The following is a 22021-nucleotide window of genomic DNA, read 5'->3' on the forward strand; positions in this document are numbered from 1 at the left end:
TGACACCCTTCCGATGGGAACTGCTCTCAAACTACAACAGCATGAGTAGCTACAGAAGCTTTAATGATACAAGAAAAAATAAACAGCTATCATTTTTTTAGTAATTAAGTAAAATAGAGTGAAAGATTGCGAGGAAGTTTTGAAAAATAAGATAAAAAAGATAGTAATTTCAGGAAAGGAAGTGTGGCCAATCATCGAAGGTGGTAAAGGCATTGCAGTTAGTGATGGGAGATCAAGCGGAGCATTTGCTGCAGCAGATGCTGTGGGTACGTTTTCTGGTGCAAATGCTAAGCTTATTGATGATAACGGCGAGTTGGTGCCGCTGATTTACAAAGGCAGAACAAGAAATGAAAAACACAGCGAATTGATTGAATATAGTATTAAAGCTGGAATTAGTCAGGCAAGAATAGCAAATGAAATATCAAAAGGTCATGGAAGAGTACATATGAATGTACTTTGGGAGATGGGAGCAGCAGAACGCGTGCTTCATGGCATATTAGAAGGAGCGAAAGGTTTGATTCATGGTATTACCTGCGGTGCTGGTATGCCTTATAGGCTTGGAGAAATTGCAGCTAAATATCAGGTTTATTATTACCCTATTATCTCATCGGTGCGTGCTTTTAAAGCATTATGGAAGCGTACTTACCAAAGAATATCTTCCTATTTGCTTGGTGGAGTAGTGTATGAAGATCCATGGCTTGCTGGAGGGCACAATGGACTCAGTAACAGTGAAGACCCAGAGCTACCACAGGCTCCATTTGAAAGAGTTGCAGAGCTTAGATCTTTCATGAACGAGGTCGGTCTCTCAGAAACACCAATTGTTATGGCAGGAGGAGTGTGGCATTTGAAAGATTGGGAACATTGGTTTGACAATCTGCAAATTGGACCAATAGCTTTTCAGTTTGGCACTCGTCCACTTTTGACGAAAGAAAGCCCAATTTCTGCAGAGTGGAAAAAGAAGCTACTCACTTTAGAAGAAGGTGATGTATTTTTAAATAAATTCAGTCCAACAGGGTTTTATTCATCTGCGGTGAGGAATAATTTTATACGTGAGTTACAGGAACGAAAATTACATCAAGTAAATTTTTCAGAAAATGCCAGCGAAGAATCCAATAGTGAATTTGCAATGGGTAGCAGAGGTAGGAAGATCTACCTTACTGCAAAAGACAAAGAACTGGCAAATACATGGACTAAAGCAGGGTACACAGAAGCAATGAAAACCCCAGATTCAACTGTTATTTTTGTGACGCCAGATAAATTTAAACAAATAAGAGAAGATCAAATCAATTGTATGGGATGTTTGAGCCATTGTTTGTTTAGCAATTGGAAAGATCATGGTGACCATTCAACAGGACGAAAGCCAGATCCGCGTAGTTTTTGCATACAAAAAACACTGCAAAACGTTATACACGATGGTGATATTGAGAACGAACTCATGTTTTCCGGGCACAATGTGTACAAATTTAAGCAAGATCCATTTTATGAGAATGGCTACGTACCGGCAGTAAAAGAACTGGTGGAAAGGATATTGACTGGGTATTGAGTCAGTGACCTTACCCAGAAAAAGTGGAGAGAAAGTGTGGAATGTTTTTTACAAAAAGAATGATGCATCAAATTGTTCTGGAATGCAATAGTTAATAGTGACGTTGTTTGTTATAAAAAATTTCTATGTATTCAAATATTGCAGTTCTAGTTTGTTGAGCAGAGTGTTGTGAAGTATCAATAAGTATTTCTCTTTTCAATGAGCTAAAGAAGCTTTCTGCAACAGAATTGTCGTAACAACAGCCTTTATTACTCATCTATATTCTTTACAGCTAAGAGATATTGATACCCTTGCGCAGTATATTGTGAACCTTGGTCACTGTGCAGCAGTAGATTTTTAACAGGCTTACGCCTATTAATGGCCATTAATAAAGAGTTCATAACCAATTGTTTATTTATTGCACTACTCATTAACTACCATACGTGAGAATTATTGCTGCCAAATATAGCCATCCCTCCTTGGTTTTGATGTAAGTAATCCCATACTTTATTTGGTTGATCAACAATAAAGTTTTGATCTAGTATATTGGGAGCTACAGCTCTATTATCTGTTTGTTGTTTTTTAATTTTAAACTTTCTTTTCAGTATAGCCCTGATGTCATTTTTCTGCATAATACTTTGCACCGTTTTCAAATTGCAACTTTTACCCAAAGCCTTCAATTCAGCATGAATTTTAGGAGCTCCATATCTACATTTAGAAACTTGATATATTTTTTGAATAGCTGCGAGTAGCTCTTTATTTGCTGATTCTCTACTGCTTATTTTTCTTGTGGTCCACTTATAGTAGCCACTAGCAGAAAATCCTACATAATTCCTGTACTTTATAGCAGTTATAGCTCTTTCCACAGAAGTCCGGATATGATAAGATAAGGATAGATGGCGATAAGGAGGTTGGATGCCGGCAGCATATAGTTATGATTTAAGAAAAAAAGCAATGGAAGCACTAGACGAAGGGGAAAGCAGAGAAGCAGTGGCAGCAAGATTTAAAATTGGACGAACTACTTTGTGGAAGTGGCAGCAAAGAAAAAAAGAAACAGGCGACTTTCAGTCAAAAAAACTCGGTAATGGAGGTTACAATCAGAAAATTATCGACTGGAATAAGTTTATCGAATTTGCTAAAAAACACGGTAGAAAAACTCTGTCGGAAATGGCTAAACTTTGGGGCAACGTTAGTATCCAAACGATCCACCGAGCTCTCAGAAAAATTGGATTTACGCGCAAAAAAAGACATATGGATACAAGGAAAGGAACGAAGAAAAACGTGCTGAATTCTTAAAAATTATAGCAACAAAAGAACCAGAAAACTTAGTGTATATAGATGAGTCTGGGATTGATAACACGGAGGACTATCCATATGGGTATTGCCAGAAAGGACAGCGATTTTATGCCCTAAAATCTGGAAAAAAAACTCAACGAATCAGCATGGTTGCAGCCTTAAGTAGAAGAAAGATAGTTGCTCCATTAACATTTGAAGGCCACTGTAATATGGATATTTTTAATGGATGGTTTGAGCAATTTTTGGCACCGATCTTAGAACCTGGACAAACTGTCATTCTTGATAATGCTACTTTTCATAAGTCTGATAAGCTTATCAAGCTCGCTAAAGGAGTCGGTGCAGAAATTTTGTATCTGCCGCCTTATTCTCCAGATTTTAACAAAATTGAGCATCATTGGTTTGCTATAAAAAACAGAGCCAGGAAAAACATTCCTCTATTCGAATCCTTTCGTCGTGCTGTTGATTCTGCCTTCCTATGACCTATTCGGACTATTATGAGAAATGCTATAAGAGGTTGTCCGGAAACAAGTAAAAGGCTATAATATCTGAAATTTTAGTACGGGGTAAAGATGAGAAAAAAGTATCCAACAGATCTAAGCGAAAGGGAATGGGCAAGAATAGAAAAACACTTCAGAGTATCATACAAGAAAGGAGGAAGGCCGCCAAAGTATAGCAAAAGAGAAATATTAGAAGCAATTTTCTATGTATTGCGTACAGGGTGTCAATGGCGGTATTTACCAAATGATTTTCCGCTATGGAAGACTGTGTATGAGCAGTTCAGGCAATGGAAGAAGCAGGGAATTTTTGAGAAAATGAATTATGAAATTACAAAATATAGTAGAAGAAAAATAGGAAGGAATGAGCAGCCGAGTGCCTGTATAGTAGATAGTCAATCTGTAAAGACTACAGAAAAGGGGGGATCAAAGGCTATGATGGAAGTAAAAAAGTAAAGGGTAGAAAAAGGCATATAATTACAGACACTCAGGGTTTTATACTAGGTTGTTACGTAGGCGCTGCTAACGAAAATGATAGAGATGGTATTAAAATAGCATTAAACAATATGAGAACAAAATATACTAAAGTTAAAAAAATGTGGGCTGACATGGGATACCAAGGAAGAAATTTAAAGAATCACATAAAGGAAGAATATGACATAGATATTGAAATTGTTAAAAGGCCTCCATGTAGATTTTGGGTGCACAAAGATACGCCACCTGAGCTACTACCAACAAGAGAACAAGGGTTTAAAGTACAGCCAAGAAGATGGGTTGTAGAAAGGACTTTTGCTTGGGTTAATAGGAATAGAAGGCTATCGAAGGAGTATGATTTACTCACAACATCCACTGAGAATTTCATATACCTAGCTATGAGTAGGGTTATGTTAAAGAGGGAATATGCTTGAATTTACTAGTTTCCGGACAACCTCTAAGAGGTTGTCCGGAAACAAGTAAAAGGCTATAATATCTGAAATTTTAGTACGGGGTAAAGATGAGAAAAAAGTATCCAACAGATCTAAGCGAAAGGGAATGGGCAAGAATAGAAAAACACTTCAGAGTATCATACAAGAAAGGAGGAAGGCCGCCAAAGTATAGCAAAAGAGAAATATTAGAAGCAATTTTCTATGTATTGCGTACAGGGTGTCAATGGCGGTATTTACCAAATGATTTTCCGCTATGGAAGACTGTGTATGAGCAGTTCAGGCAATGGAAGAAGCAGGGAATTTTTGAGAAAATGAATTATGAAATTACAAAATATAGTAGAAGAAAAATAGGAAGGAATGAGCAGCCGAGTGCCTGTATAGTAGATAGTCAATCTGTAAAGACTACAGAAAAGGGGGGATCAAAGGCTATGATGGAAGTAAAAAAGTAAAGGGTAGAAAAAGGCATATAATTACAGACACTCAGGGTTTTATACTAGGTTGTTACGTAGGCGCTGCTAACGAAAATGATAGAGATGGTATTAAAATAGCATTAAACAATATGAGAACAAAATATACTAAAGTTAAAAAAATGTGGGCTGACATGGGATACCAAGGAAGAAATTTAAAGAATCACATAAAGGAAGAATATGACATAGATATTGAAATTGTTAAAAGGCCTCCATGTAGATTTTGGGTGCACAAAGATACGCCACCTGAGCTACTACCAACAAGAGAACAAGGGTTTAAAGTACAGCCAAGAAGATGGGTTGTAGAAAGGACTTTTGCTTGGGTTAATAGGAATAGAAGGCTATCGAAGGAGTATGATTTACTCACAACATCCACTGAGAATTTCATATACCTAGCTATGAGTAGGGTTATGTTAAAGAGGGAATATGCTTGAATTTACTAGTTTCCGGACAACCTCTAATAGTGACGTTGTTTGTTATAAAAAATTTCTATATATTCAAATATAGCAGTTTTGATATGCTGTTTAGAGTGCCGAGAGGTGTCTATTGGTAACTCCCTTTTTAGAGAACTGAAGAAGCTTTCCACAACAGAATTGTCGTAACAACAACCTTTATAACTCATCTATGTTTTTTATGGATAAGAGATATTGATAACCTTGCGAAGTATATTGTGAACCTTGATCACTATGTAATAGTAGATTTTTGGCAGGTTTACGCTTGTTAACGGCCATTAATAAAGAGTCCATAACCAATTGTTTATTTATTGAACTGCTCATTAACTACCATGCGTGAATATAGATCGATTATTGTTGCCAAATATAGCCATCCTTCTTTGGTTTTTATATAAGTAATCCCATACTTTATTTGGTTGATCGACAATAAAGTTTTGGTCTAATATATTGGGAGCTACTGTCCGTTTGTTGTTTCTTAATTTTAAATTTTCTTCTCAATATAGCCTGAATACCATTTTTCTGCATAATACTTTGCACTGTTTTTAAGTTGCAACTTTTACCCAAAGCCTTCAATTCAGCATGAATTTTAGGAGCTCCATATCTACATTTAGAAACTTGATATATTTTTTGAATAGCTGCGAGTAGCTCTTTATTTGCTGATTCTCTACTGCTTATTTTTCTTGTGGTCCACTTATAGTAGCCACTAGCAGAAAATCCTACATAATTCCTGTACTTTATAGCAGTTACTATATAAAAAAATATTTTACTCTTTTTGACTGGCCAGGGCTTTTTTTTAAATGTCTCTTTCCCTTGTTACTCTTGCTTTGTAAATCAAACCTCTCTTTGTCGTAAGGAGCCATGTTACCTCTACCTGGAAATGCATCTGCTGCCGACTTTTTTTCGTTGTGTTTCTTTATCCATTTTCCTAATAAACCACCCTTTATTCCTAAATCCTTTGCTATTTTTGTAATTGTTTGACCTGCCTTTCTTTGTTCATTTGCCAGTTTAACAGCTTCCAATTTGAATTCTGCCGTATATTCTCTTGCCATTTCTAATCCTCCAAAATTTTATTTTACCCGAAAAAACTCCTTTCTTTCTCTCCACTTTTTCTGGGTAAGGTCACTTGGCAACAGTTGCTCTACTTTCTCCTTCATCCAATGCTTCCATTGCTTCCATTGCTTTTTTCCTTAAGTCGTAACTATACGCTGCTGGCATATAAACCCCTCTACCATAAATCCATTCTTACCTTATTGGGATTATTATGAGAAGAGCTATAACTCTATGGGAGGGAAGCAAAATCTGGGATTCGGCCTTAATGGCATTAGCGTTGCATCAGCTTCACCCTCCCTGTGAGGTATTTTAGCTCTAATGCCTCACATCATAAAGATACAAGTGTCAAGCTACTTGGATGACAGGGGAGGGAGGCACTGGGATGACAGGAGAAGGTAGTGGGATGACACCCTGACAACCGTCATCCCGCTGCTTGTTAGCGGGATCTAGAGATACCGCGAATGAATCGCGGCATGACGTAGGACTGCTTTCATTCCAGTGCTTGACACTGGAATCCAGCCTTTCTGCAATCTCATCGAAAACGTTGTAACCACTTTCTATGCTAGTTTGCTTGTGAGCAACCTGGATTCCAGTGGGCTTTGTTGCATAGCAACTGAAAAAATCTGGTGGCTACTGACAAAATTCATTATAAAATAGCCATTTAACCTTGAAAGAAAAAATATGCCACAAAAAATGAGGGTCAGTAACCATAGCGAATATAACAAATTTCTAGAAAAAAGAGGAAATATTTTTCATTATATCAACGAAGCCATAGAAAAGTGGTACGAGAATGGTCCAAAAATACCAGGTGGCAACAATATTTATAGCGATAAAGTTGTAATTTTGGTGCACATAATAACTTGTTTATTTAGAATAGGCCTGAGGCAAACAGTTGGGTTTATAGCAGGATACCTTGAGCAAATTGGGAAAAATTTGCAAGTTATCAGCTATTCACAATCATCAAGAAGGTTTAAGAAACTCAATATTAAGATCAATGATTGCAGAAAATAATATGGAAGATATCGAAATTGCTATAGACAGTACAGGAATTAGTATATACAACAACACTCCTGGTCATAGCAAAGAAAATAGCGAAGATAGAAAGTATCGCAGCTATGAACAGACAAGAAAATTGCATGTAATGTTGAATACAAACAGCAAAAAAGCCATAGCTGTAAAATACAGTAACGGCTGATCACTATGGAGCTTGTGATTTGCTAAAAGAAGTCGATTTTCAGTATGTCATAAAAGTACTATATGCAGATAGGGCATATGACAGAGAAAAGCTCTATAAGCTGTGTAATCAATATGGTATAAAAACGAAAATTCCTCCGCAAAACAACGCAGCAGAGCATCCAAAATTGGATTATATGCTTGATAGAAATGCCGCTATTCAGTTAATGAAATTACATGGTGAGAATGGTATAAAAAGATGGAAAGAAGAAGTAAATTACGGAAAAAGATCGTATATTGAAGGATTTTTCTCAAGGTTGAAGCGAATATTTGGGTTTAGTTTTAGGAGCAAATCTGAGATTAATCGTGAGAAGGAACTGCTACTCAAGTGTTATTTGCTTAACAAATTTACTGAAATAGGCATGGCTAAGTTTGAGATAGCTTCATGAATTTATTGTACGTTACCTACTATCCGAAGAGCGATGCAACAAAGCCATTCCAGTGTCAAGCACTGGAATGACACCGTTATAAAGGAACCAGTGTCAGCTACTTGAATGACACAGTCTTTGCTTAAACCCGTAACGTTCGTACATTTTGCTAAAAGTTCAAATATCAACATCATGCACATTAAGTGCATTGCTATTAATAAAATCACGGCGTGGTTCAACTATATCACCCATTAATATTGAAAATATGGAATCAGCTTCTTCACAATCTTTTATTTCAACCTTTAATAAAGTTCTAGCCTCAGGATTTAACGTAGTATCCCATAGCTGACCAGCATTCATTTCACCAAGACCTTTAAATCTCTGCAGAGTTAAACCTTTTTTACCATAGTCCATTATTATTTTTGCAAGCGTACTTGGAGAAGTGATTCTTATTTCAGTTTCTTGTGACTTTAAAAATGAATCACCATTAAATAAATTACTTATACCATCAAGCAAACTTAATATGTTTTGCATATCTTTGCCTTCAAGCATACTAAGTGCAAATATATATTTGTCTGCCAATCCTTGAAACAATTTAGAGATATGAATTTCTTTTTCTTCATCTTTTATTTCCACTTCCCAAGTGTATTCGCTGTACATTAACTTCAAATACTTTAATATCTCATCAGCCGATGATAGAGCATTCTTTTTACTTAAAATTAGCAATGACTCTAAGAGATTTTGTGGTATTTCTCTATCATAATTTTTGCTAATATTAGAAGTGCTAACGCATTTATTCAAAATAAGGCGCAAGTTGTTAAATTCTGTAGCTGTACCACTTAGTGTTAATCTTTTAACTGCTGAGTTTATTATATACTCTTCAAAAGTTTCGTCATCTTTAATATAAGTGTCTTTGGCATTCTTTGTAACTTTATAGAGGGGTGGCTGTGCTATGTATAAGTAACCTTTTTCAATAACTTCACGCATATGTCTAAAAAAGAAAGTTAGAATCAAAGTTCTTATATGTGAACCATCAACATCTGCATCTGTCATAATGATAATTTTATGATATCTAGCTTTTTCAATATCGAAGTGTTCACTCCCTATTCCAGCACCAATTGCAGTAATTAAAGAGCCTATTTCTGCAGATGAAAAAATACGATCTAAACTTACACGTTCTACGTTTAGAATTTTTCCTCTTAAGGCAAGCACTGCTTGTGTTTTACGATTACGCCCCTGCTTTGCAGTACCACCTGCTGAATTACCCTCTACTATAAATAATTCCGATAACTCAGGAGCTTTTTCCTGACAATCAGCAAGCTTTCCTGGCAGAGTTGCAATATCAATATTGTTTTTGCTTTTAACTAGCTCGCGCGCTTTTCTTGCAGCTTCTCTTCCTTTTGCTGACCTGATTGCTCTTTCTACTATGCTTGCTGCCAATTTGGGATCAGTTTCAAGGATTGTGCTCAATTTATCAGAAACTATACTTTCTACAACTGCACGTGCTTCAGAACTAACTAGTTTATCTTTTGTTTGTGAAGAAAACTTAGGATCAGGCATCTTAAGAGATAAAACACAAGTTAAACCTTCTCTAACGTCCTCTCCAGTTAAATTTACTTTTGCTTTCTTTAAAAACCCTTCATTAGTTGCATAGGTATTGATACATCTAGTTAGTGCAGATCTAAATCCTGCCAAATGCGTACCACCATCTCGTTGCCGTATATTATTAGTGAAACACAACATATTCTCATAGTAGGAATCATTCCATTCCATCGATATTTCCAAGCTGATGCCAAGATCTTCTGCATCTCCTTTCATACTGGCAATTTTAGTTACATGTGTCTTATTCTTATCTAAATACTGCACAAAATTTGCTGTACCAAAATTGTCTTTAGATTGATTGCTCTGATTGAAATGAGATTCTGTATATGGTTCATTGCGCAGATCACGTAAAGTAATGTCGATATTTGAATTTAAAAATGCTAATTCTCTTATACGACTTTCAAGCGTTGAGTAACTGAAATTAATGCCATTAAAAGTCTCTGTTGATGGCATGAACATGACTTTAGTTCCTCTTTTGTTTGTATTTTCGTTGACTACCTTTAAAGGTTCAATAGACTCACCATCTTCAAAACGCATAAAGTGTTCTTTCTTATTGCGCCAAATAATTAATTCCAACCAGCTTGATAATGCATTCACAACTGAGATTCCAACACCATGTAATCCCCCAGAAACTTTATAGGTATTGCTGTCAAATTTACCACCAGCATGGAGTTGAGTCATTATTACCTCTGCTGCTGATATTCCTTCTTCTTCATGAATGTCAGTTGGAATGCCACGACCATTGTCGGTTACTGATACTGAACCATCTTTATTTATGCTAACTTCAATTTTATCACAATACCCAGCTAAAGATTCATCTATTGCGTTATCAACAACCTCATATACCATGTGGTGCAAGCCAGATCCATCGTCAGTGTCACCAATGTACATACCTGGACGTTTCCTTACAGCATCAAGACCCCTTAAGATTTTTATTGCATCGGCATTATAACTATTTTCCATGGTATTGCTTCGTTTATGAATGTTAATTAATATTACATTCATATATGCTGATTAGCAACATTTTTAAACTGATAACCCATATTAAAAGCACAACTTTACGAATGTTTATTTTTGAAGACAGCAAATAGTGTCATTCCAATGTGTCTTCCATAACTGTACGAACATTCATTTTTGAAGGTAAATTGCACAACAGATGATGTCATTCCAGTGCTTGACACTGGAATGGCTTTGTTGCATCGCTAGCTATGATGGATTAAAGATAAAAAAGATGGAGAATATCAGTAGCTTATTATTCTGGTATTTATAACAAGAACGGTCAGTGAATACCCAAATTTGAGTAAAAGAAATTTCACTACCACTCACTAATCCGGCTAAAATTCAAGAATTTCAATGCTTTAGCTATTTTCAATAGAATTAAATTTATTAATGTAAATAATAAATTACTATTCTTAAATTTGATCAGATTGATTGCAAAAAAACAAGATTTTCAATAGGTTACTTATAATCCTAACTATAGTTAGCCTTTCATAAGTAGCGATGCAACAAAGCCCACTGGAATCCAGAAATTTTGCTTATAACTGAGCTGATGAGCTAAAGGTAGTTGTCTTACGCTAAAACAAACGTTTTTAATTAAGTTGCATAGAAGCTGGATCCCAGTGTCTGGGCACTGGGATGACACCCCACTGGTGGGAATTGCTCCCAAACTACAACGTTCGTACAGTTGTGTGTGTCTTCCCATGGAGATTGCTCTCAAATCATAATGCTCATGCAGTTGCATGCTCGACTAATTAACAGAAAAATCTATAATTCAGTTTACGTATTTTCTTATCTCAGCCAAAATCTTATCAGATTGACTTTCGTCTGAATTTAAATCAGCTGCAAAGTGTGTAACATATTTTCCTCCAGGGCCAATAAGGTACATTATTGAAGAATGGTTGATTTCTTCTTCTCCACCAACTTTGCTAGCATATACTTTATACTTTGCAATTACTTCGTCTATTTTTTCTCTTTCACCAGTTAACATTTGTATTCTGTGGTCAAATTGCTGCTGAAATTCTTTAAGTCTTTCCGTGCTATCGCGCTCAGGATCGACTGTGATGAAGAATGTTTGTAGCTTGTTGTTAGTTTTCTCATCTAACTTTGCAAGTGTTTCTGAAATTATTCCAAGGTTCATAGGGCAAATTCTTTTGCATGAGGAAAACCCAAAGAAAATCATCATGTATTTATCTTTAAAATCACTACTGCGCAAGATCTGTCCGTCCTGATTAATTAAAGAAAAATCTCCGCCTATCTTAACTTCTGCGTTGTGAATCGCTGCTGGGGCAAATATGCCTTTTTTAGTGAAATAACAATAACCTAAAAAAACAACTGCTAATGCTGCTAGCACATTAGATAATAATCTTATAAACCTTACCATTAGAATGCTCTCAGTAAAATTGAATTGTATCTTTATTGGTTAACCTATTCAATATATCTATTCCAAAGTGTATTGTTAATTTTGTCTAACAGTTTCTTATGTTCATCAATTTCTTCACTATTTGGTAAATGTTCTCTGGGAGTTAGATTACGTACTTTATGCTGAACGAATGTGGAGTTACTGTCCTGATTGCATTCATTATCAAACAGAAAGGTTTGTAACCCTCCTGTAAGTTCAACATATACCTTTGCAAGCAATTGAGCATCAACTAGTGCTCCGTGCAATTCTCTATTCTCTAGCAATATATCAAAACGCTTACATAATGCATTCAAAGAAGCAGGTGATCCTGCGAATTTTTTCCTCGCAAGAGGTAATGTATCTAGCACTCTGTCTGAGGAAATTAACCCAGCATTCAGCTTGCTTAACTCCATGTTAAGGAACTTAACATCGAATTCAGCGTTGTGAATTACCAAAATATCATTAGATATAAAGTCAAGAAATTCAAGTGCAACATCTGAAAATAATGGTTTATCTTCTAAAAATTCTTCACTAACACCGTGAATCTTAAACGAGTGATAAGGTATATCTCTTTCTGGATTAAGGTACCGATGGAATACTTTACCTGTTGGAATGCGGTTAATTAATTCCACACACCCTATTTCAATAATTCGATGACCAGATTCAGTGTCAAGACCTGTCGTTTCAGTGTCAAGTACTATTTCGCGTAGCTTGCTTTCCATTTCAAATAAAACTCATCTTACTTATCATTTGTCTTATCGTTACTTGTCTTTTTATAGTGAATAGAAACAAGCAACCAGCTTGGGTCTGATGAATTAACATTTTTTTTGAATTGCCATACATCCTCAACTTTATTAATAGTGGATGTACTACCTGATATTATATCTCCTTCATTGTTCTTAACGAAGTTAATTTGCTCTGAAAGGAAATATACTGCAATAAACACTGCGTTTTTTACTAGCTTTATTTCTAAAATCTTTTGTGAAACGATAGAAACAATTATAGACTCGTGCACCTCTTTACGATGTTTAATCTTCTCTGCAAAATTATCATATAAGTCTTTATCGAGAAGTGGTTTTAACTGAGACAAATTTCCTTGATTGAAACATTTTATTATTAATTCAAAAGCTATGCTTGAACCTTCTATAAAGTGGGAAATAGAAAAATCTTTGTTTTTTTTTAATATTTGTTTATAAGTAACTTTTATTGAATTTTCATCATTGCTATCAATGTAACCCTCAATGTTTTCTACTACATCTTCTCTACTTCGGCTTACATCCAATACATTAGTTAGCTTTTTTAGGTTGAGGTTGGCTGACCTTCCTAAAGAATTATACAAACGTGAAAAAATGAACGCCGCTAATAAAGCATATATTACAAGCTCTATCATAGTAACTCAACTCCTTGGCATATAAAGTATCCGAACATTATTAATTATTAATGAAAATATGTTTTTCATATCAACTTATAATCAGGTTTGCTATTCGTTTGTAAATGAATATATTATATAAGAAAGTATTAAATATCTCAACTTAATTAAAGGAGACGTAAGAAATGCCACAACAAAAAATGAGAATTCACGGTCAATATGTTAAAGATCTATCATTTGAGAATCCGAATTCGCCATTCCTTTCTTCTAGTAAAGCTCCAGATATTAACGTAATGGTTAATATCAATTCAGCAAAATTAGAAGGGACGAAAAACAAAGAAGAAGTGAATGAAGAAAAATCTTTCCATGAAATTACTTTGCATATAGAAGTCAAAGCAACGGTAAAAGATGAAGGCATAAAAGATGGCGTAGCTTTCATTTGTGAAACGAAATATTGTGGCATTTTTTCAATAGAAAATTTAAAAGAGTTGAGTGAGGAAGAAGTAAGACAAGCTTTGTTTATTGGTGGACCTACTTTTCTTTTTCCTTTTGCAAGAGAAATAATTGCAAGAGTTACAAGTAGTGGTGGATTTCCCCCACTAATGCTAGATCCGATAGATTTCGAAACTATGTATGAGCAGCAAGGTCAACAACAAAAAAGTAACGGCAGTAATTCCAATTTTAACTAATATAGTGTGATAGGATGAACAATTCTTTAAATGCAAAAACGACTTTAAACATTGACGGGAAGTCATACAACTATTTTAGCCTAAGTAGTGCTAGTGAATTTTTAGGAATAGATGTGACTAAATTGCCTTGCTCACTTAAGGTTCTGCTTGAAAGTTTATTGCGCAATAAAGATGGAGTGAACGTAAAGCTAGATGACATAAGAGTACTAGCAGACTGTGTTAATAAACACACTAATCACGAAATTAGCTATAAACCAGCAAGGGTGTTGATGCAAGATTTTACAGGGGTTCCTGCTGTTGTTGATCTAGCTTCAATGCGGGACTATGTTAAGAAAAATGGAGGAAACCCAAGCAATATAAATCCGTCTGTACCGGTTGATCTTGTGATTGACCATTCTGTTCAAGTAGATAGTTATGGAAGTGTTTCCGCATTCAGTAAGAATGTTGAGTTAGAAGTAAAAAGAAATTTGGAGAGATATCAATTTTTAAAGTGGGGAGAATCGTCCTTCACAAATTTTAGAGTAGTGCCGCCTGGCACAGGGATTTGCCACCAAGTGAATCTTGAATATTTAGCGCAAGTTGTGTGTAATAATGATGGAGTCATATATCCTGATACTTTAGTTGGTACTGACAGCCATACTACAATGGTTAACGGATTATCAGTTCTTGGTTGGGGTGTTGGAGGCATAGAAGCTGAGTCTGTGATGCTTGGTCAACCAATTAGTATGGTGATTCCAGAAGTAGTTGGATTTAAATTAATTGGCAGATTGTCGGAAGGAGTAACTGCGACCGATTTAGTGCTGACGGTTACCAATATCCTAAGAACAAAAGGCGTTGTTGGTAAGTTTGTAGAATTTTATGGTGATGGTTTAGATTATTTATCTTTGGCAGATAGAGCCACTATAGCAAACATGGCCCCGGAGTATGGCGCAACTTGTGGATTTTTTCCAATTGATCAAAAAACGCTAGATTATTTAAGCTTAACCGGAAGGCCAGAAAAGCTGATTAAGCTAGTTGAGGCTTATGCGAAAGAGCAAGGACTGTGGCGTAGTAGTGACGAGTTAGCATTTTTTGACACACTAGAGCTTGATTTATCAAGCGTGGAGCCAGTAATGGCTGGTCCCAAAAGACCACAAGATAAGGTTTTTCTTTCACAAGTGGCAGAGTCTTTTTCTAAATCATTTTTAGTTAATGAGTCAAAGGAAAGCGATAAACTCCAAGATGGAAGTGTAGTTATTGCAGCAATAACAAGCTGCACTAATACTTCTAATCCAAGTGTGATGATTGCTGCAGGTCTTGTAGCTCGTAATGCAATTAAACTTGGATTAAAATCAAAGCCTTGGGTTAAAACTTCTCTTGCTCCAGGGTCACAAGTTGTAACAGAATATTTAGAAAAGTCTGGATTGCAGGTAGATCTAAATGCTTTGGGTTTTAATCTAGTTGGATATGGTTGCACAACTTGCATTGGGAATTCTGGTCCACTTAATAAAGATATAGAAGATGGCATTAAAAACAAAAACTTAACCGTTGCTGCAGTTTTATCTGGCAATCGTAACTTTGAAGGAAGAATTCATCCGTTAGTCAAAGCTAATTACTTGGCATCTCCGCCACTTGTTGTTGCATATGCACTTGCTGGTACTGTGCAAATTGATCTGACAAAAGATTCAATATGCAAAGATAAGAATGGAAATGACGTCCATCTCAAGGATATATGGCCAACAAACAATGAAATCGAAGATTGTGTTAAAAATGTGGTAACACGTGAGATGTTTATACAAAAGTATAAGGATGTTTTTTCTGGTGATGAACATTGGCGAAAGATAAAGTGTGAAAAAAGTGAAATCTATAATTGGGATGCAAATAGCACTTACATACAAAATCCGCCCTATTTTGATAATTTATCACCTAAAAATAATAAAATCGATATAAAAGGTGCACAAATATTGGCAATGTTTGGCGATAGCGTAACCACTGACCACATTTCCCCTGCTGGAAATATTGCCTCAAGTAGTCCTGCAGGTATATATTTAAAAAATCTTGGAATTGAGCCACAGGACTTTAATTCGTATGGGTCTCGTCGTGGTAACCACAATGTAATGATGCGTGGGACTTTTGCTAACATTAGAATAAAAAATGAAATGGTAAGCATCGAAGGCGGCTATACAAAATATATTCCTTCTCAAGAAACTATGTCGATTTTTGATGCAGCAATGCGCTACAAGGAAGCTCTCATCATTGTGGCAGGAAAGGAGTATGGCACAGGTTCAAGTAGGGATTGGGCAGCAAAGGGTACTTTATTGTTGGGGGTTAAAGTTGTCATTGCAGAAAGCTTTGAGCGTATACATAGGTCCAACTTGATCGGCATGGGTGTTCTTCCACTTATATTCCAAAATGGAATAACCAGAAAGATATTTGATGGTAGCGAGGTAATAAGCATAAAAGGTGAAATAGTGCCAGGTGGAAATCTAGAATGCATCATCAAAAGAAAGGATAATTCAAAGCAATCAATTCAACTCAAATGCTGTGTACAAACCGCAACTGAGACTAAATACTTGATGTGTGGTGGAGTGTTGAGCTACATACTTGCACAATCTTTTTGATTTAGTGAAGTTATTGCATGGACTTCTTTTAGCCAGCCCTGATCCCTTTGTAAATAGCAATTTGCTCTGCGCAAAGTTATGATATAATTTCACCATACATATGGTGTCGGAGTATTTTTTGGAGATAATTATATATGATAAGCTCTATACAAGAACCTAATGAACTCAGAAAACGTTTACAAGGATTTTATCGTACTGATGAAAAGAGTTATATACGTTATCTTGTAGAAAAAGCAGAGCTTTCAGCTGATTCAAAAAATAGAATTTATAATATTGCAAAACAAGTTATTGAAAAAATCAAACACAATAAACTAAGTATTGTAGATTCCTTTATGCAGCAATACTCGCTTTCCAATGATGAAGGAATAGCATTGATGTGCCTTGCTGAATCGCTACTTAGAATACCAGATGATTATACAATAGACGAGCTAATCAAAGATAAAATTGCCAATCAAGAATGGAGTAAATATTTAGGATATTCTTCTTCATTGTTCGTCAATGCTTCCACGTGGAGTTTAATGATAGGTAGCAGTATATTGAGAGATAATGAAGGCGATTCGAAGTTCTATTACGCAATTTCTAAGTTACTTAAGAATTTAGGAGAACCGATCATTCGCAAAGCAGTAAAACAAGCAATGTCTATGCTTGGTAATCATTTTGTTGTTGGAGAAACCATAGAAGAAGCTTTAAGGTACGCAAAATTAGATGACAATAGTAAGTTTTTATACTCTTTTGATATGCTCAGTGAAGCTGCTCACACAGCTGAGGATGCAGAAGAGTATTTTAATTCATATATGCACTCAATAAAAGCTATAGGTGAATCCACTGAAATAAATGATTGTTTTAAATCCCATGGAATTTCAATCAAACTTTCTGCTTTACACCCATGTTATGAATTCAGCCAATTCGATAATATAGCTGAAGAGCTGAGAGCTAAGCTATTAGAGCTTTGTCATGAAGCAAAAAAATACAATATTTCATTATGTATAGATGCAGAAGAATCAGAAAGACTTGAGATGTCATTAGTTTTATTCGAGCAATTGCGTCTTGATGAGTCACTTTCTGAGTGGGAAGGGCTTGGCTTGGCTGTGCAAGCATATCAAAAGCGCGCTTTATCTGTTCTTGACTTTGTTGAAGATGTTGCTATCCGATCAAAGCACAAAATTATGGTGAGGCTTGTAAAAGGTGCATATTGGGATTCAGAAATCAAGCGTACGCAAGAATTGGGATTAAATGATTACTCAGTATTTACAAGAAAAAGCTATACTGACGTATCTTACCTCGTGTGCGCACAGAAACTTTTGAGTAAACCAAACAGCTTTTACCCATGCTTTGGAACTCATAACGTCTATACTTTTGCTTCTATCATGGAACTTGCTGATAAAAACCACCCTGGATTTGAATTTCAACGCTTACATGGAATGGCAAAAGACTTATATGATTATGCAATGTCAGAGCTTGCAACAAATGTTAGCTGTCGTGTCTACGCACCCGTTGGGGAACATAGTGACTTGTTGCCTTATCTTATAAGACGCCTTCTTGAAAATGGAGCTAATAGTTCGTTTGTTAATCAAATAAGTGATCCTAACGTTAAAATCGATGAGTTAATTTCAGATCCACTGGAAAAAGCTATAAATTTTAATTATGAACCTCATCCAGGCATTCCATTACCACAAGATATTTTGGGACCAGAAAGAAAAAATTCCTTGGGGATGGATATTAGTGATTCTGTGATAGTCTCACAATTTGCAGATGATATAAAGGGTTTTAGTGAAAAAAAGTGGCAAATTGGACCAATAATTGATGGAAAAGCACTATTTGATAATGCTGAATTTATCGAAGTAGTGAATCCTGCACATTTGGAAAATGTAATTGGAGAAGTGTCAAGTGCAACAAGCGATCAAGCTTTAAACGCTCTTGAAATAGCACATAGTGCTTTTGCTAAGTGGCAGAATGTTTCAGCAGAAGAGCGCGCTAAATGCCTTGAAAAAGCTGCAGATTTGCTTGAGGAAAGGATGAAAGAGTTAATTTACATTCTGATTGTGGAAGCAGGAAAAATTTTATCCGATGCAATAGCAGAAGTAAGAGAGGCAATCGACTTTCTGCGTTATTATGCAATGATAGCAAAAAATGAACTGAGCGACTGGAAAAAATTGCCGGGCCCAACAGGTGAAGATAACTTCATCTTTTTTGAAGGCAGAGGAGTTTTCTTATGCATATCACCGTGGAATTTTCCGCTCGCTATCTTCATTGGGCAGGTCTCAGCTGCACTTGCAGCAGGTAATGCAGTGCTGGCAAAACCGGCAGAGCAAACGCCGATTATTGCCTACGAAGCTGTTAAGATACTACATGAAGCTGGGATACCAAAGAATATGTTACACCTCATTCCTGGGGATGGTGGATATTTAGGCAAAATATTAGTTCCAGACAATAGAATTGCCGGAGTAGCTTTTACTGGCTCAACACAAACTGCTCAAATAATCAATAAAATGCTTGCAAATAGGGATGGTCCTATCGTACCACTTATTGCTGAAACTGGCGGATTAAATGCTATGATTGTTGATAGCTCTGCTCTCTTAGAGCAAGTGACTACGGATGTTTTGCTTTCTGCGTTTCGCAGCGCTGGCCAACGCTGTTCTGCGCTTAGAGTGCTGTTTATTCAAGAGGACATAGCAGAGAAGCAGATAAAAATGATATGCGGTGCAGCGCAAGAACTCAAGATTGGTGACCCAATACAACTTAGTACTGATATTGGTCCAATAATTGATAAAGCATCTATCGATATGCTCACTCAACATACGCAAAAAATGTCAGAGGATAAAGATTCAAATCTGTTATTTAAAGTACCCATGGATACAAATTCTCATAATGGTTATTTCTTTCCTCCATATATTTATGAGATACAAAAAATTTCGCAATTAAAGCAAGAAGTATTTGGTCCTATTTTACATATCATACGTTTTAACAAGTCACAATTAAATGAAGTTATAAGTGATATAAATAGTACTGGATATGGGCTTACGTTTTCTTTGCAGAGTCGTATACAAAGTCAAATTGACACTATAAGTAAAAAAATATCAGTTGGAAATGTCTACATCAACCGTAACCAGATAGGTGCAGCAGTTGGGATACAACCATTTGGTGGTAGAGGACTATCTGGCACTGGGCCAAAAGCTGGTGGTCCTCATTATTTACAGCGTTTTTCTACAGAAAAAGTTGTAAGTGTTAACACTACAGCATTTGGTGGTAACACTACACTTATGTGTTTGGATTAATTTGCGGGCCCTAATTTTTCTTACCCCTAAACTAGACGTTCGTGCAGTTATGTACACAGCGCTAAAACCCGAAAAGGACCAGCTCATGCACTGAAATAAATCGTATCCGTTCAGCCAATGGCGTCAACTTAAGAACTTTCATTAGCAAACTCTCCTAAAGACATGATGGCGTTTAGGCTTATCTACTTTATTGCGGCTGTCCCGGTCGGATTTTAACTTTAGCGCGTATACTTAAAAAGGGCTTGAAAGTTTTTTGGCGCAATAAGTACCTGATAGAGTTTCTGTCTCATTACACTAAATAAAACTGAAAAATTTAAACGATACTCAGTAATTTGATCTGGGTTCCAAGGCCCTTGTGCATCACATATATGAAGCGATAATATATTGCACATGACCAAGTTTGCCCAAAATTCTTGTAATACAGCCTCTCCAGAAAAATTCTCTAACTCTGCTCCTACTTTGAGTCGTTTATAGCACTCCTCTATGTGCCACCTTAACACATAAGCTTTGCTCCAAAGTCTCGGTCAAAAACTCTGTTTCTCAGTTGGCTAATGTCAGCACTATAACTCTTACTTTCTGTCCTTTCATTTTATTTTTTAGCTTTTCATTTTCTAATATAAAATCAAAATCTAATTCGCCAGCGTTCCCATAGCTTACTATAATTTCTTTTTTGCAAGCGAAAAATAAAATCTACTTCCAAATTATAATGCTGCTGAATGAATTTTACTGAAGACGATCATAGATAAATAATAATTTCTCTTGATTTAATAAACGCATTTGAGTGATAACTTCGGGTAATTGCTCTGCCGCCAACGTTTGTTCACCTATATTCCAAGCTGCAAGACGAGCACTGCAAATCAATGAAGTACACAAATCAACAAACAAATTGCCAATGGTGCCTGTTGTTCCATTTGGTTCAAACTCGGATACAATTTCCCCAGAGCTGGGTAATCTCATACCAGAACCATCTGCTGCAATAAGTCTATAGCCTCTCCAACTCAGGTTCATCCTGATAGGCTGTTTGGATGCTTAAATTCTTGAAAGCCTGTATGGCAAATCTTATATCTTGCTTTAGAAAAAGCTTGCTTTGAGGGTACATGTCAATGGCTCCATAAGTTCACATTCTATTCCCAAACTTTTTTTAACTAACTTTAAAATCATAGAAAATACTGTCGAAAAAGGAAGTTTTCTTGTTCGTGTAAAACTCAACACAATGGATTTTCTGAAAAGTTTTCGAGTATATTATATTTTTAATTTGTAGAATAAGGTTTTTTCCTTTTTGCATATTTCACCTAAAAAGGACACATTTTAGACTTCTTTGTTGAAATAAAACAGAAACAAAAGTGCTGTCCCTTGCACTCTTTGGATAATTTAATGATAAAAAATTTGGAGAGAAATTTTATACACAATCTCTGACATTTTTCCTTAAGTTGACGCCATTGTGTGAACGGTTACGGTTTCCCGTCTTCACCATGCTATATAGAAAAAAGTCTGGATTCCAATTTGCATGACAATATGGAGTATCTGCTTCTTTCATCCCAGTGGGATCTTTTATTCCATTTTATCAACAGTTTGTTTTGCAGTATCAAACAATTTTAATCCTATAATCCCGAATGTAACTAAAATAAAGCATATTACTTCGAATAAATTAACTGGTTCATCAAATAGGTAAACTCCAAGTATCGAAGCTCCTATAGCGCCCACTCCAGTCCAAATTGCATAGCATACTCCGATAGGTATAGAACGTGTAGCGAGCGAAAGTAAATATGTACTAAGAGCCATGGAGAGTATGCTAATTATTGATGGTACGAGATGAGTAAATCCATAACTATGCTTAAGTGTTATGACCCAGAACACTTCAATTAGTGACGATAAGAGTAAATATATCCAATTCATGCATAAATTTTTAGGTTTAAATAGAGAGCTTTAGCCCTATGCTTCCTATTACAATTAAAACGATACATAAAACTTGAGATAAATTAATATTCTCTGTGAAAGTGGTTGCACCAATTATAGTTATTCCAATTGTGCATATTCCAGAGGAAACTGCATAGCATACCCTAATAGGTAGAAAGCATGCTGCAAGAGATAAAAAGTAAATGCTAATGATCATAATTACCAATGTTGCAATCGAAGGCACAACTTTAGTAAAACTGTTACTAAACTTTAGCGTTACAGCCCACAGTATCTCTAGGATACTAGACAGCAACAAATACAACCAGCACATTTTCGTAACATTTCAATCTTGTATTGTAACAGAAATTGTTAGTTAAAACTACA

21 protein-coding genes and 3 pseudogenes are annotated in these 22021 nt (G+C 35.9%); 10 read left to right on the forward strand and 14 right to left on the reverse strand.

Annotated elements, in window-relative coordinates:
- The first annotated feature begins 139 nt into the window (after window positions 1-139).
- On the forward strand, window positions 140-1543 hold the full coding sequence (locus ABWU55_RS06025; RefSeq protein ID WP_353286254.1) for an NAD(P)H-dependent flavin oxidoreductase: 1404 nt from the start codon (window positions 140-142) through the stop codon (window positions 1541-1543).
- A 91-nt stretch (window positions 1544-1634) separates the two neighbouring features.
- On the opposite strand, the gene ABWU55_RS06030 is transcribed toward ABWU55_RS06025, so the two are convergent.
- Genes ABWU55_RS06030 through ABWU55_RS06040 form a run of 3 tightly spaced genes read right to left on the reverse strand, consistent with a single transcriptional unit; the run spans window position 1635 to window position 2388 of the window.
- Window positions 1635-1799 carry an IS3 family transposase gene (locus tag ABWU55_RS06030; RefSeq protein WP_010082072.1) on the reverse strand — a complete coding sequence of 55 codons (165 nt, stop codon included), beginning with the start codon at window positions 1797-1799 and terminating at the stop codon, window positions 1635-1637.
- Entirely contained in the window at window positions 1792-1953 is a 162-nt protein-coding gene (locus ABWU55_RS06035; RefSeq protein ID WP_010082071.1) for a DDE-type integrase/transposase/recombinase, read from the reverse strand. Before ABWU55_RS06035 ends, ABWU55_RS06030 begins: the two co-directional genes overlap by 8 nt.
- A gap of 3 nt (window positions 1954-1956) precedes the next feature.
- Window positions 1957-2388 carry an IS3 family transposase gene (locus ABWU55_RS06040; RefSeq protein ID WP_353286255.1) on the reverse strand — a complete coding sequence of 144 codons (432 nt, stop codon included), beginning with the start codon at window positions 2386-2388 and terminating at the stop codon, window positions 1957-1959.
- 49 nt (window positions 2389-2437) lie between these two features.
- On the opposite strand from ABWU55_RS06040, the gene ABWU55_RS06045 reads away from it, so the two are divergent.
- From ABWU55_RS06045 to ABWU55_RS06055, 3 genes and pseudogenes are all read left to right on the forward strand, one after another.
- A protein-coding gene (locus ABWU55_RS06045; RefSeq protein ID WP_353286256.1) for an IS630 family transposase occupies window positions 2438-3297 on the forward strand; the annotation gives its coding sequence in 2 pieces (ribosomal slippage) (window positions 2438-2762 and window positions 2762-3297; 861 coding nt in all).
- Between the two features lie 90 nt (window positions 3298-3387).
- Window positions 3388-4220 (forward strand): annotated as a pseudogene (locus tag ABWU55_RS06050) (IS5 family transposase).
- Between the two features lie 86 nt (window positions 4221-4306).
- A pseudogene (locus ABWU55_RS06055) lies at window positions 4307-5139 on the forward strand (IS5 family transposase).
- A 23-nt stretch (window positions 5140-5162) separates the two neighbouring features.
- Here ABWU55_RS06055 and ABWU55_RS06060 read toward each other — a convergent pair.
- From ABWU55_RS06060 to ABWU55_RS06075, 4 genes are all read right to left on the reverse strand, one after another.
- On the reverse strand, window positions 5163-5327 hold the full coding sequence (locus tag ABWU55_RS06060; protein ID WP_080717620.1) for an IS3 family transposase: 165 nt from the start codon (window positions 5325-5327) through the stop codon (window positions 5163-5165).
- Window positions 5317-5481 carry a DDE-type integrase/transposase/recombinase gene (locus ABWU55_RS06065; protein ID WP_156768648.1) on the reverse strand — a complete coding sequence of 55 codons (165 nt, stop codon included), beginning with the start codon at window positions 5479-5481 and terminating at the stop codon, window positions 5317-5319. Before ABWU55_RS06065 ends, ABWU55_RS06060 begins: the two co-directional genes overlap by 11 nt.
- Window positions 5482-5565: 84 nt before the next feature.
- Window positions 5566-5919 (reverse strand): IS3 family transposase, encoded by a 354-nt coding sequence (locus ABWU55_RS06070; RefSeq protein ID WP_080717636.1) that lies wholly within the window; start codon window positions 5917-5919, stop codon window positions 5566-5568.
- The gene (locus ABWU55_RS06075; RefSeq protein ID WP_084741699.1) at window positions 5904-6206 is read right to left on the reverse strand and encodes a transposase; all 303 of its coding nucleotides are present in this window, start codon (window positions 6204-6206) and stop codon (window positions 5904-5906) included. The genes ABWU55_RS06070 and ABWU55_RS06075 overlap by 16 nt, the downstream gene beginning before the upstream one ends.
- Before the next feature lie 682 nt (window positions 6207-6888).
- On the opposite strand from ABWU55_RS06075, the gene ABWU55_RS06080 reads away from it, so the two are divergent.
- Genes ABWU55_RS06080 through ABWU55_RS06090 form a run of 3 tightly spaced genes read left to right on the forward strand, consistent with a single transcriptional unit; the run spans window position 6889 to window position 7829 of the window.
- Window positions 6889-7218, forward strand: coding sequence for a transposase (locus ABWU55_RS06080; protein ID WP_007548762.1), 330 nt, complete (start codon window positions 6889-6891; stop codon window positions 7216-7218).
- The gene (locus tag ABWU55_RS06085) at window positions 7202-7402 is read left to right on the forward strand and encodes a hypothetical protein (RefSeq protein ID WP_010082383.1); all 201 of its coding nucleotides are present in this window, start codon (window positions 7202-7204) and stop codon (window positions 7400-7402) included. The genes ABWU55_RS06080 and ABWU55_RS06085 overlap by 17 nt, the downstream gene beginning before the upstream one ends.
- 19 nt (window positions 7403-7421) lie before the next feature.
- A complete protein-coding gene (locus ABWU55_RS06090) occupies window positions 7422-7829 on the forward strand; it encodes a transposase (RefSeq protein WP_353286253.1) in 408 nt (135 codons plus the stop codon).
- Window positions 7830-7985: 156 nt separating this feature from the next.
- Here ABWU55_RS06090 and gyrB read toward each other — a convergent pair whose 3' ends face one another.
- The 4 genes from gyrB to ABWU55_RS06110 form a co-directional block, all read right to left on the reverse strand.
- Window positions 7986-10373: a DNA topoisomerase (ATP-hydrolyzing) subunit B gene (gyrB, locus tag ABWU55_RS06095; protein ID WP_353286257.1), complete on the reverse strand. Its 2388-nt coding sequence runs from the start codon at window positions 10371-10373 to the stop codon at window positions 7986-7988.
- Window positions 10374-11181: 808 nt separating this feature from the next.
- Entirely contained in the window at window positions 11182-11790 is a 609-nt protein-coding gene (locus ABWU55_RS06100) for an SCO family protein (protein WP_010962368.1), read from the reverse strand.
- Window positions 11791-11834: 44 nt separating this feature from the next.
- The gene (dnaQ, locus tag ABWU55_RS06105) at window positions 11835-12530 is read right to left on the reverse strand and encodes a DNA polymerase III subunit epsilon (protein ID WP_353286258.1); all 696 of its coding nucleotides are present in this window, start codon (window positions 12528-12530) and stop codon (window positions 11835-11837) included.
- Between the two features lie 17 nt (window positions 12531-12547).
- Entirely contained in the window at window positions 12548-13198 is a 651-nt protein-coding gene (locus ABWU55_RS06110; protein ID WP_010962367.1) for a Tim44/TimA family putative adaptor protein, read from the reverse strand.
- A 164-nt stretch (window positions 13199-13362) separates the two neighbouring features.
- On the opposite strand from ABWU55_RS06110, the gene secB reads away from it, so the two are divergent.
- The 3 genes from secB to putA all read left to right on the forward strand — a co-directional run bounded on the left by secB (window position 13363) and on the right by putA (window position 19741).
- Window positions 13363-13866, forward strand: a complete 504-nt coding sequence (gene secB / locus ABWU55_RS06115; protein ID WP_006279761.1) for a protein-export chaperone SecB — start codon at window positions 13363-13365, stop codon at window positions 13864-13866.
- Between the two features lie 14 nt (window positions 13867-13880).
- A complete protein-coding gene (gene acnA, locus ABWU55_RS06120) occupies window positions 13881-16466 on the forward strand; it encodes an aconitate hydratase AcnA (RefSeq protein ID WP_353286259.1) in 2586 nt (861 codons plus the stop codon).
- Between the two features lie 134 nt (window positions 16467-16600).
- Window positions 16601-19741 carry a bifunctional proline dehydrogenase/L-glutamate gamma-semialdehyde dehydrogenase PutA gene (gene putA / locus ABWU55_RS06125; protein WP_353286260.1) on the forward strand — a complete coding sequence of 1047 codons (3141 nt, stop codon included), beginning with the start codon at window positions 16601-16603 and terminating at the stop codon, window positions 19739-19741.
- A 141-nt stretch (window positions 19742-19882) separates the two neighbouring features.
- Here the strand turns inward: putA and ABWU55_RS06130 are convergent.
- From ABWU55_RS06130 to ABWU55_RS06140, 3 genes and pseudogenes are all read right to left on the reverse strand, one after another.
- Window positions 19883-21026, reverse strand: a pseudogene (locus ABWU55_RS06130) (transposase).
- Between the two features lie 266 nt (window positions 21027-21292).
- Window positions 21293-21637 (reverse strand): DMT family transporter, encoded by a 345-nt coding sequence (locus ABWU55_RS06135; protein ID WP_006279756.1) that lies wholly within the window; start codon window positions 21635-21637, stop codon window positions 21293-21295.
- A 16-nt stretch (window positions 21638-21653) separates the two neighbouring features.
- Window positions 21654-21968: a DMT family transporter gene (locus ABWU55_RS06140; protein WP_010082606.1), complete on the reverse strand. Its 315-nt coding sequence runs from the start codon at window positions 21966-21968 to the stop codon at window positions 21654-21656.
- Window positions 21969-22021: the final 53 nt, after the last annotated feature.

It is taken from the genome of Wolbachia endosymbiont (group A) of Crataerina pallida, from assembly GCF_964028475.1.
Taxonomy (GTDB): Bacteria; Pseudomonadota; Alphaproteobacteria; order Rickettsiales; family Anaplasmataceae; genus Wolbachia; species Wolbachia pipientis.

What these genes read in the sequence shown, in the direction of transcription:
- ABWU55_RS06080 (WP_007548762.1), top strand. Translation starts at nt 6,889, where the DNA reads ATGCCACAAAAAATGAGGGTCAGTAACCATAGCGAATATAACAAATTT.
- putA (WP_353286260.1), top strand. Translation starts at nt 16,601, where the DNA reads ATGATAAGCTCTATACAAGAACCTAATGAACTCAGAAAACGTTTACAA.
- ABWU55_RS06030 (WP_010082072.1), bottom strand. Translation starts at nt 1,799, where the DNA reads ATGAGTAATAAAGGCTGTTGTTACGACAATTCTGTTGCAGAAAGCTTC.
- ABWU55_RS06110 (WP_010962367.1), bottom strand. Translation starts at nt 13,198, where the DNA reads ATGATAGAGCTTGTAATATATGCTTTATTAGCGGCGTTCATTTTTTCA.
- ABWU55_RS06035 (WP_010082071.1), bottom strand. Translation starts at nt 1,953, where the DNA reads ATGAGTAGTGCAATAAATAAACAATTGGTTATGAACTCTTTATTAATG.
- ABWU55_RS06140 (WP_010082606.1), bottom strand. Translation starts at nt 21,968, where the DNA reads ATGTGCTGGTTGTATTTGTTGCTGTCTAGTATCCTAGAGATACTGTGG.
- ABWU55_RS06075 (WP_084741699.1), bottom strand. Translation starts at nt 6,206, where the DNA reads ATGGCAAGAGAATATACGGCAGAATTCAAATTGGAAGCTGTTAAACTG.
- ABWU55_RS06135 (WP_006279756.1), bottom strand. Translation starts at nt 21,637, where the DNA reads ATGAATTGGATATATTTACTCTTATCGTCACTAATTGAAGTGTTCTGG.
- ABWU55_RS06085 (WP_010082383.1), top strand. Translation starts at nt 7,202, where the DNA reads ATGATTGCAGAAAATAATATGGAAGATATCGAAATTGCTATAGACAGT.
- ABWU55_RS06065 (WP_156768648.1), bottom strand. Translation starts at nt 5,481, where the DNA reads ATGAGCAGTTCAATAAATAAACAATTGGTTATGGACTCTTTATTAATG.
- ABWU55_RS06100 (WP_010962368.1), bottom strand. Translation starts at nt 11,790, where the DNA reads ATGGTAAGGTTTATAAGATTATTATCTAATGTGCTAGCAGCATTAGCA.
- acnA (WP_353286259.1), top strand. Translation starts at nt 13,881, where the DNA reads ATGAACAATTCTTTAAATGCAAAAACGACTTTAAACATTGACGGGAAG.
- gyrB (WP_353286257.1), bottom strand. Translation starts at nt 10,373, where the DNA reads ATGGAAAATAGTTATAATGCCGATGCAATAAAAATCTTAAGGGGTCTT.
- secB (WP_006279761.1), top strand. Translation starts at nt 13,363, where the DNA reads ATGCCACAACAAAAAATGAGAATTCACGGTCAATATGTTAAAGATCTA.
- ABWU55_RS06060 (WP_080717620.1), bottom strand. Translation starts at nt 5,327, where the DNA reads ATGAGTTATAAAGGTTGTTGTTACGACAATTCTGTTGTGGAAAGCTTC.
- dnaQ (WP_353286258.1), bottom strand. Translation starts at nt 12,530, where the DNA reads ATGGAAAGCAAGCTACGCGAAATAGTACTTGACACTGAAACGACAGGT.